Source organism: Sphingomonas endophytica (assembly GCF_014199415.1).
Taxonomy (GTDB): Bacteria; Pseudomonadota; Alphaproteobacteria; order Sphingomonadales; family Sphingomonadaceae; genus Sphingomonas; species Sphingomonas endophytica.
Genome location: NZ_JACIJN010000002.1, coordinates 450,922 through 465,877 on the forward strand (window position 1 = coordinate 450,922; position 14,956 = coordinate 465,877).

At 68.2% G+C, this 14,956-nt stretch carries 11 protein-coding genes; 2 read left to right on the forward strand and 9 right to left on the reverse strand.

Features of this window, described 5'->3' with window-relative positions:
* Positions 1–15: 15 nt before the first annotated feature.
* The 9 genes from FHS97_RS04960 to FHS97_RS05000 form a co-directional block, all read right to left on the reverse strand.
* A complete protein-coding gene (locus FHS97_RS04960) occupies positions 16–267 on the reverse strand; it encodes a hypothetical protein (protein WP_184033871.1) in 252 nt (83 codons plus the stop codon).
* A complete protein-coding gene (locus tag FHS97_RS04965; RefSeq protein ID WP_184033873.1) occupies positions 267–2,627 on the reverse strand; it encodes a chemotaxis protein CheA in 2,361 nt (786 codons plus the stop codon). The genes FHS97_RS04960 and FHS97_RS04965 overlap by 1 nt, the downstream gene beginning before the upstream one ends.
* Entirely contained in the window at positions 2,624–3,022 is a 399-nt protein-coding gene (locus FHS97_RS04970) for a response regulator (RefSeq protein WP_184033874.1), read from the reverse strand. The genes FHS97_RS04965 and FHS97_RS04970 overlap by 4 nt, the downstream gene beginning before the upstream one ends.
* The gene (locus tag FHS97_RS04975; protein ID WP_184033876.1) at positions 3,015–3,890 is read right to left on the reverse strand and encodes a CheR family methyltransferase; all 876 of its coding nucleotides are present in this window, start codon (positions 3,888–3,890) and stop codon (positions 3,015–3,017) included. The genes FHS97_RS04970 and FHS97_RS04975 overlap by 8 nt, the downstream gene beginning before the upstream one ends.
* Positions 3,884–4,504, reverse strand: coding sequence for a HEAT repeat domain-containing protein (locus tag FHS97_RS04980; RefSeq protein ID WP_184033879.1), 621 nt, complete (start codon positions 4,502–4,504; stop codon positions 3,884–3,886). Before FHS97_RS04980 ends, FHS97_RS04975 begins: the two co-directional genes overlap by 7 nt.
* Before the next feature lie 16 nt (positions 4,505–4,520).
* Positions 4,521–5,642, reverse strand: a complete 1,122-nt coding sequence (gene cheB, locus FHS97_RS04985) for a chemotaxis-specific protein-glutamate methyltransferase CheB (RefSeq protein ID WP_184033882.1) — start codon at positions 5,640–5,642, stop codon at positions 4,521–4,523.
* A gap of 13 nt (positions 5,643–5,655) precedes the next feature.
* Positions 5,656–7,251 (reverse strand): chemotaxis protein CheW, encoded by a 1,596-nt coding sequence (locus tag FHS97_RS04990; protein ID WP_184033884.1) that lies wholly within the window; start codon positions 7,249–7,251, stop codon positions 5,656–5,658.
* 31 nt (positions 7,252–7,282) lie between these two features.
* Entirely contained in the window at positions 7,283–9,208 is a 1,926-nt protein-coding gene (locus tag FHS97_RS04995) for a methyl-accepting chemotaxis protein (protein ID WP_184033887.1), read from the reverse strand.
* A gap of 393 nt (positions 9,209–9,601) precedes the next feature.
* Positions 9,602–11,770 carry a TonB-dependent siderophore receptor gene (locus FHS97_RS05000; protein WP_184033890.1) on the reverse strand — a complete coding sequence of 723 codons (2,169 nt, stop codon included), beginning with the start codon at positions 11,768–11,770 and terminating at the stop codon, positions 9,602–9,604.
* 227 nt (positions 11,771–11,997) lie between these two features.
* Here FHS97_RS05000 and FHS97_RS05005 point away from each other — a divergent pair, with 227 nt between their 5' ends.
* Both FHS97_RS05005 and FHS97_RS05010 read left to right on the forward strand, forming a co-directional pair.
* Positions 11,998–13,692, forward strand: coding sequence for a GH39 family glycosyl hydrolase (locus tag FHS97_RS05005; protein ID WP_184033893.1), 1,695 nt, complete (start codon positions 11,998–12,000; stop codon positions 13,690–13,692).
* 111 nt (positions 13,693–13,803) lie between these two features.
* Positions 13,804–14,940 carry an endo-1,4-beta-xylanase gene (locus FHS97_RS05010; protein WP_184033896.1) on the forward strand — a complete coding sequence of 379 codons (1,137 nt, stop codon included), beginning with the start codon at positions 13,804–13,806 and terminating at the stop codon, positions 14,938–14,940.
* Positions 14,941–14,956 lie beyond the last annotated feature (16 nt).

Below are 14,956 nucleotides of genomic sequence, written 5' to 3' on the forward strand. Positions count from 1 at the left end.
CAGTCCTTCGAGGTGTCAGGCAGGGATAAGGTCGGCGGTGGCGGCGGCGCCGATCAGCGCGGCGAGCAACGGATCGGCGGGCAGCTGGGTGACCGGCGGGCGCATCGCCAGGATCACCTGCAGCAGCGCGGCGTGCATGCTGGTGCAGGTCGCGAGCGAGATCTTGCCCTTGGGATGCGCGCGCAGGAATTCGACCAGCGCCAGCGCCTCTTCGACGGCGCATCGCTCCTCGAAATGCGCGAGGCTGCGCGCGTAGCGGATCGCCATCAGAACAGCTCCTTCAGATCGAGCACGAGCAGCACCCGGCCATCGCCGAGCAGCGTCGTGCCGCAATAGCCGCTGACTTCTGCCAGCAGCCCGGTCATCGGCTTGAGGATGACGTCCATCCCCTCTCGGAAATCGTCAATGACCAGCCCGACGGTGCGTCCCTCGACGCGGCACACCAGCACCGCCTCGCCGCGGCCTGCGTCTACCGCCGACGGGCGTCCGCCGAGCAGCGCCGTCATGCGGATCAGCGGCACGACCTCGTCGCGCAGCACGAACACTTCGCGATGCTTGATACGCTTGATGACCCCGGGATCGAGCCGCGTGGTTTGCACGACATGGTCGATCGGGATTCCGTACAGGCTGCCGCCGATATCCACGACCATGATGCGCGTCACCGCCATGCTGAGCGGGAGCGACAGCCGCGTCACGGTGCCCTGACCGAGCTGCGAGGTGACCGAGACGCGCCCGCCCAGCCGCTGCACGGTGCTGAGCACCACATCCATGCCGACGCCGCGCCCCGACAGGTCGGAAACTTCTGCCGCGGTCGAGAAGCCGGGGCGGTAGATGAGGTTGATCGCTTCCTGGTCGGACAGCGCATCGGCCTGCTCGCGGGTCACCATGCCCTTGTCGACCGCGACGCCGCGGATGCGCGCCGGGTCGATCCCGCGTCCGTCGTCGGCGATCTCGATCACCACGCAATCATTGTCCTGCCACGCGCGCAGCCGCAGCGTGGCGACCGGCGGCTTGCCCGCTGCGACCCGCGTCGCCGGCTCTTCGATGCCATGGTCGAGCGAGTTGCGGACGATATGGAGCAGCGGATCGCCCAACGCCTCGACGATCGTCTTGTCGGCGGCGGTGTCGGTGCCTTTCAGCACCAGATCGACCTGCTTGTCGAGCCGCCGCGCGATGTCCCGCACCAGCCGCGGAAAGCGGTCGAAGACCTCGGCGACCGGGAGCATGCGGATTTGCATGATCGCGCCCTGCATCTCCTGCGTCAGCCGGTCGAGCGTCGCGAACTGCTCCTTGATCTCGCGTCCCATCTCGCGCGAGCCGTGGATCTCCTCGGCACGGCGCGCGAGGAAGGGGAGCGCGTTCTTCTGGACGACCAGCTCGCCGATCAGGTTCATCAGCAGGTCGATCTTGCCCTGATCGACCTTCAGCGTCTTGCTCGCGGGGCGCGGCTCGCCAGGCGGGGCGGCGGCGGGTAACGTGGCGGCGGACGGGGTGTCGGCGGTGGCGGACGCGGGCAGCTCGGCAGGCAGCAACGGCACCGCCGGCGCTGGCGGCGCCTCGGCGGCGGGGGCGGGGCCCTCCTCGAGCGCGGCGAGGAAGGCGGCGACCGGCGCGAGGTCTTCTGCCGCGATCGCCTCGGCCAGCGCAATTTCCCAGCGCTCGCGCAACGCGTCCTGACGCAGGCTGCGCAGCAGGTTGCCGATCAGCGTGCCGGTCGAGCGCAGCCGGATCGCGTCATAGCCGCCGGCGATCACGCGCAGTTGCGTGCGCACGATATGGCGACCGGCCTCGCCGAGCAGTGCCGAGGATTCGGGCTCGGGCGCAACGTCGGGAGCGGGAGTCGGCGCGGCGATGGCGTCGACCGCGACCAGCGTGCGCAGCTCGACCGCGTCCAACTCATAGGTCATCGCCTGTTCGACCGCGTCACGCGACGCGGCAGTGAGCGCGGTGAAGACGAGATTGCAGCGATAGGGGTCGAAGTCGGCGACGGGATCGCCCCATGGCTCGCGCGCCGCGACCGTCACCGCGAGCAGATCGGGGACGTCGCGGATCGCCGCCAGCGGATCGGTGCCGGTGTAGAAACACCCTTCATCGGGGGTGTAGCGCACCGCCAGCAACGCCTCGCCGGCACGCGCGCGGGCGAGCAGCGCATCGCGCTCCGCCGCGGGAAAGCCTGCGAGCCACTCAGGCGGCGCAACGGGCAGCGTCGTGTCGGCGATCACGACCACCGCCGTCTCCGCGCCGCCCAGCCGGGCGCGCAGCGCGCCGGCATGCTGTGCGGCGATCCGGTCGGCATCGCCCGCCAGCGTGCCGTCGCGATCGAGCTGGTCGATGAACGCACCGACCTGATCGAGGCCGTCGAGCAGCAGATCGACGACGTTGGAGTCGAGCGTCATCGCGCCGGTGCGGACCTGCTGGAGCACGTCCTCCCCGGCATGGACGAGCCGCGTCAGCGGCGGCGTATCGAACAGCCCGGACGAGCCCTTGAGCGTGTGGACCGCGCGGAACACCTCGTTGATCGCGGTCGCGTCGCCCGGCTCGCGCTCGAGCGTCAGCAGGCCGCTGGCCGCGGTCTGCAACAATTCGCGCGCCTCCTGCACGAAGCGTTCGAGCAGGACCGTTTTCATCGCGCCATTTCCACGCCGGTCAGCATCTGCGCGGTCTCGGTGAGCAGCGCGGGGTCCGCCGGCTTGACCATGTAGAGGTTGGCGCCCGCCGCATAGGCGCGATCCGCGTCGCGCTCGCCCGCCTCGGTGCTGATGGTGATGATCGGGATCTCGTGCAGCGCGGGATCGACGCGGACCTGCGCGATCATCTCATAGCCGTCCATCTTGGGCATGTTGACGTCGACGATCAGCAGGTCGAAGTCGCCCATCAGCGCGCGCTCCAGCCCCTCGACGCCGTTCACCGCCTCCTCGACGCCGAAGCCGGCGGTTTCGAGCACGTCGCGATAATAGAGGCGCGTGGTCATGCCGTCGTCGACCACGAGGACGCGCTTGCCGTTCACATGGGGCTTAGTCATTGTCCACGGGCCTTTGATAGAGGATGGTGGCGCCGAACTTGCGGGGCCGGAACATCGAGGACATGCGGCTCATGCTCTCGGAATGGCCGAGGCAGATGTAGCCGCCGGGGCGGAGGCTTTCGTAGAGCGCCTCAACCGCCCGGCGCCGCGAGTTGTCGTCGAAGTAGATCAGCATGTTGCGGCAGAAGATCACGTCGAGATTGCGGAACCGGCGCATCGCCAGTCCCTCGGTGATGTTGACCACCGAAAAGTCGATCGAGCCGCGCAGCTCCTGACAGATGCGGAAATTTTCGCCGACCGCGGTGAAATAGCGGCTCTTGAGCGACGGCGTCAGCCGGTGCAGCGCGCGGGCGGTGTAGAGGCCCTGCCGGGCCTCGGCGATGACGCGGCTGTCGATGTCGGATGCGAGGATCTCGACCGAAAACGCGTCCGCCTGCGGCCAGTTCTCGAGGATCTGCATCGCGATCGAATAGGGCTCCTCGCCGGTCGAGCACGGCATCGACCACAACCGGATCGGATCATTCGGCGCGCGGGTGCGCGCAATCTCCGGAAGCAGGTGGCGCACCAGCGCGTCGAATTGATAGTCCTCGCGGTAGAAATAGGTTTCGTTCACCGTCATGGCATTGACGAGGCTCTGCATTTCCTCGCCCGACGCCTGGAAGCGGACCATGGTGAAATAGTCGCGGAAGGTCGCGCTCCTGGTCGCCGCCATCCGCTCCTGAAGACGGCGCTCGACGAAATAGGTCTTGTTCGCGCCGAACATGATCCCAGTCTTGCGATAGAAGAAATCGCAGAAGCGGGCGTAATCCTCGGCGGGGATCGTCAGCGCGGGCGCGGCGTCGCGCGGGGTCGCGGTGGCGCTCAGCATCCGCCAATCCTGCGCACCGCGACGCGCACCGCGAAGTCGATGAAGCTGTTGCCCGGAAAGCGCGCCGGCACCGCCTCCAGCGCGGCGGCGGTGGCCGGGTCGCCGATCTCCGCCAGCCCGTCGATCGCGGCGGCGCAGACGTTGACATGCTCGTCGGCCAAGGCGGTGAGCAGCCACCCGGCGGCGCGCGGATGCGGGAGCACGCCGAGCATGTTGCCCGCGAAGATCCGCACGTCGCTGTCCGGATCGGCGAGCAGCGCCTCGACATGCGGCGCGACCTCGTCGGGCATCTCGGCGAGCGCCTCGATCGCGGCGTTGCGCAGCGGCGCCTCCTCGGCGCGCAGCAGCGGGAGCAGCGCGGCGGCGATCGCGGGCGAGCGCTGGCGGATCAGCGCGGCGAGGATCGCCTCGCGCACGCTGGCCGAGGGCTCGATCGCGAGCCGGCGGCACAGCGCGGCCTGCCCGTCGACGCTGTCCTCCAGCGCATGGACCGCGGCGCGGCGCTCGCTGGCGGTCGCGGCAGCGAGCAGCGTGTCGGCGTCCGCCGGACCGGCGGTGTCGGGCGCGACCGGATCGTCGTCGGCATCATGGGAGCGGGCCTTGATGAGCGGCATGGAAGTCCCTTTCGTGTCAGCCGGCGCGCCGGAGCGATGCCGTGTTGAGCCATCGTGCGATCTGGCCGGCGATGGCGTGGGTCGGCAGCACCGCCGTCGCGCCGCCGCGGCGGATGAGTTCGTGCGGCATCCCGAAGACGGCGCAGCTGTCCTCGTCCTGCGCGATCGTGCGCGCGCCCTGCCGCTTGAGCGTCGCCATCGCCTCGGCACCGTCGTCGCCCATGCCGGTGAGCTGGACGCACAGCAGCCGCTCGGCCGGAACATGTTCGGCGGCGCTCTCGACCATCCGCGTCACGCTCGGATGCCAGGCGTGCGTCTCGCTGGCCGGCACCGCGGTCAGGAACAGCCGCCCGGCGCGGCGCACGACCAGCACGTCGCTGTCGCCGCGCGCGATATAGATGTTGCCGGGCAGCATGTCGGTCTGCGTCGCGACCTCCGACACACGGAGCGGGCACAATTTGTCGAGCCGGCGCGCGAACACGCCGGTGAAGCTGCGCGGCATATGCTGCGCCACGATCACCGGCCACGGCAGCTGCGCGGGCAGCGCGGGCAGGATCTGCTCCAGCGACAGCGGACCGCCGGTCGAGACGCCGATCAGCACCAGCCCCGGCGGATCCTCCGGCGCCGCGCGCGCGATGGGGCGCGGCAGGCGGGTCGGCACATCGCTTGCCGCTGCCGCCGTCGGCCGGGAAGCGGCAAGCGGACGCGCGCTGGACAGCGCGCCGCGCGCGGTCCGCCGACCCGATTTCACCGCCATGCGGATCTTGCGGATCAGTTCGTCGGCGACCTGTTCGAGCGACAGCGAGATCGTGCCGCCCGGTTTCTGCACATAGTCGAGTGCGCCAAGGCTCAGCGCCTGCAGCGTCGCCTCCGCGCCTGACTCGGTGATCGACGACACCATGATGACCGGGCGCGGACTGCCGACCATGATCCGCGCCAGACAGGTGATGCCGTCCATCTGCGGCATGTTGACGTCGAGGGTGACGACATGCGGATCGAACTGCTCGATCAGCGTCAACGCCTCCTCGCCGTTGCGTGCCGACTGGACTTCCAGTCCCTTCTCGTTCTCAAGAAGCTGGACGAGATGCCGGCGCATCAGCGCGGAATCATCGACCACCAAAACACGTACCGCAGACATCGTCGTCGTTCCTTCAGGCCGCCAGTCGCTCTTCGAAATGCGACAGCGCCTCGTCTTCTTCGGGCTCGACCAGGCACGCCATGTCGAGCAGCAGGATCATGCGGCGCTGGTCGTGGAGGTTGGCGACCCCCTGCACCACGCGCCCGCGCTCGCCCGACAGTTCGGGCGCGGGGGAGATGACCGCGGTGGCGATGCGCCGGACTTCCGACACGCTGTCGACGATGAAGCCGGTGTCGCGGCCCTCGATCGTGAAGACCATGATCCGCTGGCGGTCCGACCGCTCGACCTCGTCGAGGCCGAAGCGCCGACGCTGGTCGATGACCGGCAGCACCGTCCCGCGCAGGTTGATGACGCCCTCGACGAAATCGGGCGAGCGCGGCACGCGGGTGAGCTGGTCGGGCACGCGCACGATCTCGCGCACCGCCTCGACCGGCACGCCATATTCCTCGTCCATCAACCGGAACACGACGAATTGCGCGTCGTCCGCAATCTCGATCGCCATTACGCCTTCCTCCTGTGTCGTTTCGGTGGTCGCCGCGTCGTCGCCACGCAGGCCGCGCAGCACATCGAGATCGAACATGCCCTCCGCCCCCAGCACCGAGACGAGCCGCCGCCCGTCCTCCAGCCGGCAGATCGCGCGGATGTCGCCATGCCCGCCCGACTGGCCGAGCGTGAACGGCACCGGCTCGACCAGCGCGCGGTTCACGCGCAGCACCGCCTTCACCATGTCCATCACCACGCCGACCGACACGCGCTCGCGCTCGCCGTCGGCGACGGACACCACCACCACCTTGTTGGCGTCGGACAGCGCCTGATCGTGCATCCCGAACAGCGCGCGCAGTGAGACGAGCGGCAGGATGCGGCTGCGCAGCGTGGTGACGCCCAGCACATGCCCCGGCGCGTTCGGCACCGGCGTGATCGCCTCGGGCAGCTGGACGATCTCCTGCACGTCGCCGATCGGAAAGGCATATTCCTGCCCGTCGACCATGAAGCTGACGAGCTGTTCCTCGTCCGCCACGTCCGGCTGGCCGGTGGCGTCGCCGCTCGTGGCGACCGGCACCACGTCGTTCTGGCGCATCGAACCGGCGCCGGTCGCGAGCAGCTCGAAATTGCGGCCGATCGTGCGCGCCACGTCGATGATCATTACGATCGTCTTGCCGTCGCCATCCTTGATCATGCCGGTCAGCAGATCGGTGTCGATCGTTGCCCGCACGCGGTCGACCGGCTCGACCCGCTCGGCATCGACGGTCACGACGTTCGCCATCCGGTCGACCATCAGCCCGACCGGCTGCCCTTGGTCGAGCACCACGACGCGGCTGGCATCGTCGACCGCGACCTCGGGCAGGTTGAACAAACGGCGCAAGTCGAGGACCGGCAGCACCGTCCCGCGCAGGTTCGCCAGCCCGAGCAAAGCCGGGGGGCTGAGCGGCATCCGGACGACATCGGGGACGCGGATGATTTCCTTGACCTCCGCGAGCGGCACCGCAAACATCTCGCCCGCGCTGTGGAAGATCACGAACTGGCGACCGGTGTCGTTTTCGTGAGCGTCCGGGGTCCGGGCGGCGGCCGGTGGATCGGTCGCCGCGACGGATGGGTTGGTCTTGACCATGCGCGCACTCCTCGGCGCTGGAGAAAAAGGATCAGGCGGCCTGCAATTCGTCGGCGAGCGAGGCGATCTCCTCGATCGCCGCCGCCAGTTGCTCGGCCCCCTGCGCCTGCTCGCGTGCCGCGCCGCTCGCCTCGTTCGACGAGTGGGTGGCCTGCTGCGCCGCCGACGAGATCTGTTCGATCGCGACCTGCGTTTCCTGGAGCAGCCGCGCGATGTCCTCCGCGGCGCTGGCGATCGCGCCGTTGCCGCCGACGACCTCGGCGACGTCCTTGACGATCTGGTCGAGCCCGGCGGCGATCGCACGGTTCTTCTCGACCTCGCTCGCGGCGGAATCGGCGATCTCCTGAAGGTCGCCGCGGACGCGCGCGATCGTGTCCTGGATCTCCTTGACCGTATCCTTGATGCGATCGGCATTTTCGGCCGAGTCCCGCGCCAGATTGCGGATGTCGGTCGACACGACCGCGAAGCCCTTGCCGAACTCGCCGGCGCGCGCGGCCTCGACCGAGCCGCTGACCGCCAGCATGTTGGTCTGGATCGAAACGGTGGTGATCGCGTCGACGATCTTGTCGATGCGGCGGCTGACCTGCTCCAGCGCCGCAATCTGGTCGCGGCTGGCGCGGCCGGCGTCGACCGACTGTGCGACGCCGGTCATCAGCGCCTCGACCAACGCCTTGTTGTCGACCAACTGGGCAGCGATCGCGTTGCCCTTTTCGACCGCGGCATTGGCGAGCCGCGCGGCGCTCTGCGCATTGTTCTCGATCTGGCCGATCGCGGCCGCGGATTGCTGCGTGGCGGCGGACGCCTGTTGCGCGCCGCGGTTGATCTGCTCCAGCGCGGTAGAAATCTGCATCGAAGCGCGGTTGATCTCCTCGACCGCGCTCGACAGTTCCTCGGCCGCCGACGCCACTTCCTCGGCGCTCTTGCCGATGTTGGTGCTGTTCTTCAGCTCCTCGGACAGCTCGGACAGCTCCTGCGCGGCCTGCTCGCACTGCTGAAGCGCGGCGGACTGCTGCTCGATCGTGGTGTTCGATTCCTGACAGGCGGCGCCCTGCTCCTCGGCGGCGGTGGCGATCACCTCCGCGCCTTTCAGCGCTTCGCCGGCGGCAACGGACGCGGTTTCCGCGCCGAGCGCGATCTCCTCGCACCCCTTCATAATCTCAAGCATGTCGTTCCGGATCACTTCGAGCCCGCGGGTCACCGCCGCGCCCTTTTCGACCTCGGTGCGCGCGGAAACGGCCGACTGGTCGATCCCCTGCGCGACTTCCTTTACGTCCTGCTGGACCTGGACGATCAGTTCCTGGATGTCGCGCGCCGACTTCTCGCTGGTCTCCGCCAGCGTGCGGACTTCGTCGGCGACGACCGCGAAACCCTTGCCGTGCTGGCCGGCCCGCGCCGCCTCGATCGCGGCGTTGAGCGCGAGCAGGTTGGTCTGGTCGGCGATCCGCGCCACCGCCTTGACGACCTCGCCGATCCCGGCGGCCTGGCGATCGAGATCCTCGACCATCTTGACCGAGCTTTCCTGCCGCTCCGAGGCGCGCGAGATCGCGTTAACCGAGTTGGCGATATCGGCGCCGGTATTGCCGATCAGGTCCGACAGCATCTGCGTCAGCCTGAGCGAGGAGTCGGCGCGTTCCTTGGCGTCGCGCAACAGTCCGTCGGCCTGGCTGATCGACTTCATCGTCTGCTGCGCGGCGCTCGATGTCTGTTCGGCGCCGACGCTGATCTGTTCCGAGGCCTTGCGCAGCTCCTCTGCGGCGGACGTTGCTTCGGTGATCCCGCTCGACAGTTGCGTCGTGGCGGAGGCGATCCGCTCTGCTGCCTTCTGCTGCCGCGCAAAGGTACGCGCCTTACGCTTCTCGGCCTCCGCCGTTACGCGAACCGCCCGGGTAGTTGTAGCGATTTCAAGGCTTTGGTCGTTTTGCGTGCGGCCAACAGATGTCCGCTTAGCCAGTGCCATAATGTATGTCCCATCACGCCATCGTGGATTTGTAAGCCATGATGTAGGTTGGTGACGGTTGATGAATACTTAATCGACCCGTCCAGTTGATTATCAGGGAGCATGTGACAGTTTCAGGACTAAGCGAAATCCTTGTTAATCATGGATTTGCTGTAAGGTGACGTAGGGGAAACATTGTCCGCCGCGCTTTTGGGTCAAGTGAAATAGCGGTAATGTCGTGAAGCTTCATCGGCTTATCTTGACTGTAGATAGTAAATACGAAAAATCCTGTCGATCGATGTTAAGACGAGTGGCGCGTGTAAGGTGTCCCCTTCGAGGACCGCCCTCCATCGCAGTGACTTGGCCGCAGCCACGCGGGACGGGAGTGTAACGCGCCCATGACGATGACGCGCATCAGAAAGCGAGGCTCATCGTGCCGACTGCGCGGCGCGGATCTCCGATCGCCACGCCATAGGAGTTCACCGCCGAGGCATAATAAGTCCGGTCGAAGACGTTTTTGAGGTTGAACTGGAACGTCACCCGCCGCCCGGCGAGGCGCGTGTCGTAGGTGACGAAGGCGTCGGCCACGACATAGGCCGCCAGCCAGAAGCTGTTGGCGCTGTCTCCCGGGCGGCGCGCGACATAGCGTCCACCTGCGCCGAGCCGCAGCCGGTCGTCGCCCGCGATCGTGCCCATGTCGTAGGTGGTGGTGAGCGCCGCGCTGTGCCGCGCGACATTGGCGAGGCGCTTGCCGGCGAGCAGCGGGTCCTCCGTAGTACGCGCGTCGATATAGGCATAGCTGCCGATCAGGCTCAGCGCGCGCGTCACCTGTCCCGCGATATCGAGTTCGACGCCGCGCGCGCCCGCGCGACCCGCGGTGCGATAGTCGGTCAGGGCAGTGGCCGGGTTGAACTGCGATACCAGCACGTTGCGCTTGTCGATGTCGTAGAGCGCCAGCGTGCCGGTGAGACGCTCGGGCAGGTCGAGTTTCACGCCCAGCTCGAACGAGCGCCCGCGTTCGGGCGCGACCGCGGAGGTGATCGTCGCACCGCCCGCCAGCGGCGCGATCGTCGACGTGGGTTTGAGCGAGCGGCTGTAATTGCCGTAGAGGGAGACGGTGTCGGTGGCCCGCCAGACCAGCCCCGCCTGCGGGACGAACGCCCAGCCGTTCAGGTCGGTATTGGCGACGAACGGTCGCCCGCGCCCGGCGCGCTGGTCGAAGCCGATCAGCCGCCCGCCGGCGACGACGATCCAGCGCGCGCCGAGGTGGATCGCATCCTGCCCGAACAACGAGTAATTGTAGAGCCGGTCGGTCTGGTCGCTGTCGCTTGGCGAGACGTTGGTCGGCAACGGTTCGCGGCCATAGACCGGCGCGAGATAGCTGAACGGGCTTCGCACCGCCTGCCGGATCAGGTCGCGGCGATAATAGCGCCGATCTTCGCCCTCCGCGCCGAAGAGGACGTTGTGACGCGTACCCGCCAGATCGAAACCGCCGTCGACATAGGTCTGGAGATAGGCGTCGGTGCTCAGCGCGCCGATCGTCGCGTCGTTGCTACGCGCCAGCGTGCCGCGCTGGACGTTGACCCCGGTGACGCGGAGCTGTCCGGCGTCATAGCGTTCGCTGTTGAAGCTGCCGGCCAGATGCACCGCCCAGCCGCCGCCGAGCCGGTGGTCGAGCGCGAACTGGACGAGGTGGCTGTCGCCCGCCATGCGGTTGTTGAGGTCGTCGAGCCGGCGGCGGCGCGGCACCGCCAGCGGCTGCATCGTGCGCGGGTCGAGCGCGGTTCCACGGTCGAACGGATCGTCGAAGCGGCGATATTCGTACCACAGCACCGCCTGCGTCGCGCCGCCGTACCAGCCGAGCGACGGCGCGATCAGCGTGTCGCGGCGCGTGCCGGAATTGCGCCAATAGTCCTCGTCCTGATGATCGAGCACCAGCCGCACGGCCAGATCGCTTGCGATCGGGCCGGTCAGATCGGCCGTCGCCTCCAGCCCGCTGCGCGCCGCCGCATAGCTGGAGCCGGTCAGCGCCACCGTCAGCTGCGGATCGAGCAACGGCTTCCTCGAAACGATGTTGATGACCCCGCCTGGGTCCATGATGCCGTACAGCAGCGAGGCGGGACCTTTGAGCACCTCGACGCTCTGCGCGGCGGCGTTGAACCCGCGGCCCTGCACCAGCGGCATCCCGTTGTGCATCACCGACCCGTCGCGGTTGCCGCCGAAGCCGCGCTTCATCACCGTGTCCTGCGTGCCGGCCAGCGTATTGCCCTGCGTGATCCCGCTCACGTTGGTCAGCACGTCGTCGAGGTAGCGCGGACGCTGGTCGCGAAGCACCTGCGCGGCGACGATGTTGACTGTCTGCGGCGTTTCCAGGGGACTGGCCGCGGAGCGCAGCGTCGAGGCGTCGGCGGCCGGCTTGTAGCGGTCGTCCGCTGCGCGAGGCGCGGGAGAGGCGCGGCCGGTGACGACGACTTCCTGTCCGACCGGCTCGGTCGACGCCGGCTTTTCGATCCCGCTTGCTGCATGGGCAGCGGAGGCCAGCGCCAGGCCCGCCGCGAGCAGCCCGCCGGTAAAGGTCTTCATGGTCATTCCCCCTTTTGCGGCGGGGCATAGGGCGGTGCTATGTATTCGCAATAGCCGAGTGCGATGCTGGGCTTCGTTGGGTCAGCTCGTCAGCTGGACGCTGTTGAGCGACCGTTTCCGCCTGCCACGCAATACGCGCGCTATTCGCGTGATCCCGCGGCATATTTGCGTATGCTTCTCCCACAGGCATCGGTCGGGCATGCCGTCAATACAAGAGAGGATCCCCGATGCGCCCCTATCGCCATCTGCTCGCCGCGTTGCTGTTGGCAGGCACGTTGCTCGCCGCGCCGGCCCATGCGCAGGCGTCTGCCGCCGCGCGCCCGGTGCGGATCACGGTCGACACCACGCAGACCGCCGGCAAGCTGCCGCCGATCTGGCGCTTCTTCGGCGCCGACGAGCCCAATTACGCGACGATGAAGGACGGCAAAAAGCTGATCGCCGAACTCGGCAAGCTGAAGCGCGGCGACATCTATTTCCGCGCGCACAACCTGCTCAACACCGGCGACGGCACCGCCGCGTTCAAATGGGGCAGCACCGACATCTACAACGAGACCCCGGACGGCAAGCCGATCTACAACTGGACCAACGTCGACCGGATCATCGACACCTATCGCGCGGCGGGGATCCATCCGTATCTGCAGATCGGCTTCATGCCCGAGGCGCTGTCGTCCGCGCCCGCCGGCACGCCCTATCGGCACGACTGGCGGCCGGGACTCGACTACAAAAGGATCATGTCCGGCTGGGCCTATCCGCCCAAGGACTATGACAAGTGGCGCGAGCTGATCTTCCAGTGGACCAGGCATAATGTCGAGCGCTACGGCCGCGCCGAGGTCGAGCGCTGGTATTTCGAGATCTGGAACGAGGCCAACGGCTTTTACTGGAAGGCCAGCCCCGACGAATTCTACAAGATGCACGATTATGCGGTCGACGGCACCCGCCGCGCGCTGCCGACCGCACGGGTCGGCGGGCCCGATGCCGCGGGGGCGGGGGGTGCGTTCATGGACGGCTTCCTCAAGCACGTCACCGCCGGCCGTAACCATGCGACCGGGCAGATCGGGACGCCGACCGATTTTCTCGCCTTTCACGCCAAGGGACAGCCGACCTTCGCCGACGGCCATGTGCGGATGGGGCTCGCCACGCAACTGAAGGAAGTCGACAAGGGCTTCACCAAGACGCTGTCGATCCCGGCGCTGGCGGACAAGCCGGTGGTGATCGGCGAGAGCGACCCGGAGGGCTGCGCTGCCTGTCCGGGACCGGAGAACGCCTATCGCAACGGCACGATGTATTCGAGCTACACCGCCGCCAGTTTCGCGCGGATCTGGGAGCTGGCGGCGCGGCGCAAGGTCAATCTCGACGGCGCGCTGACCTGGGCGTTCGAGTTCGAGGACCAGCCGTGGTTCGCCGGTTACCGGCAGCTGTCCTCGAACGGCGTCGATCTGCCGGTGCTCAACGTCTTCCGGATGTTCGCGCGGCTCGGCGCCGAGCGGCTGGCGGCGACGAGCGATGCGCAGCTGCCGCTTGATACCGTGATGCGCGACGGCGTGCGCGGGGCGGCCGACGTCGGCACGATCGCGACCCGCACCGCCGACGGCAAGGTCGCGGTGCTCGTCTGGCATTATCATGACGACGACGTGCCGGGCGCGAGCGCGGCGGTGACGCTGGCGCTGCGTGGCGTGAAGGGCGGGGCAGCGGCGCGCGCGACGCTGTGGCGCGTCGACGGCGACCATGCCAATGCCTTCACCGCCTGGAAGAGGATGGGGTCGCCGATCGCGCCCGACGATGCGCAATATGTGCAGCTCGAACAGGCGTCGGTGATGCAGCCGCAGCCGCTGGCGCTGACCGGCGCGGCGGGCGGCACCGCCACCGCGACGCTGGAGGTGCCGCGGCAGGGCGTCGCGCTGGTCGTAATCGATGCGGAGTAGCGGTCAGGTCGCTGGCCACGCAGGCTCGGCCTGCTGGCGAAACGCGACCAGTTTGCGGCAGGTTGCCGTCGAAGGTCGTTTCCTGGTGCGGGGTCGGGAACGGAGGCTGACATGATCGGGACGATGACACGGCGACAGGGGCTGACGGCGATCGCCGCCGCGCCGTTCGCGACGCTGGCGACGGTCGCGCCGCACGGCGAGGGGCTCGACGCGGTGGCGCGACGCAGCGGATTGCGCTTCGGGTCGGCCTTGTCGGCGCGGACGAACGGCGCGTCGGCGGATAATCCTGCCTATGCCGCGCCGCTGCGCGCCGAATGCGGGCTGCTCGTTGCCGAAAATGAGATGAAATGGCAGCATCTTCGCCCGGCGCCGGGAGCGTTCGACTTTGCGGCATTCGACCGGATCATGGCATGGGCGGGGCAGCACCGCATGGCGGTGCGTGGTCACAATCTGCTCTGGCAACGCCGCAAATGGATGCCGGCGTGGCTGGAAAAGTACGATTTCGGCGCGCGTCCGGCACGGTCCGCGAGCGAGATTCTCATCGACCATATCACGACGGTGACACGACGCTATGGCGAACGGATCGCCAGTTACGACGTGGTCAACGAAGCGGTGACGCCGGAGACGGGCGCGCTCGAGGAAACCGCGCTGAGCCGCGCGCTGGGGGGCACGGAAGCGACGCTCGACCTCGCCTTCCGCACTGCGCACGCCGAGGCGCCGCACGCCGAGCTGGTCTATAACGATTATATGAGCTGGGAGCCCGGCAACGCCGCGCACCGCGCCGGGGTGCTGCGCTTGCTGAAGGGATTTCGGCGGCGCGGCGTGCCGGTCCATGCGCTGGGCGTCCAGTCGCATCTCGTGACCGCCGGACCCGATACGGGCGGCAGTGCGCGCGCCTATGAGCGCGACTGGCGACACTTTCTCGATGCGGTGACCGGCATGGGATACCGCCTGCTCATCACCGAGCTGGACGTCCGCGACAACGGCCTGCCGGTGGACCCCGCCGCGCGTGACCGCGGGGTCGCGGATTATGCGCGACGCTACCTGGACGTCATGTTCGACTATCCGCAGCTGCGCGACGTAATCGCCTGGGGCATGTGCGATCGCTTCAGCTGGATCGGCCCGTTCGAGCCGCGCCCCGACAAGGCGGCGCGCCGCCCTTGTCCCTATGATGCCGATTACCGTGCCAAGCCGCTGCGCACCGCGATCGCGCAGGCGCTGGCGGCGGCGCCGCGTCGACCGGCGTAGGGAAGCGCGGCGCGCC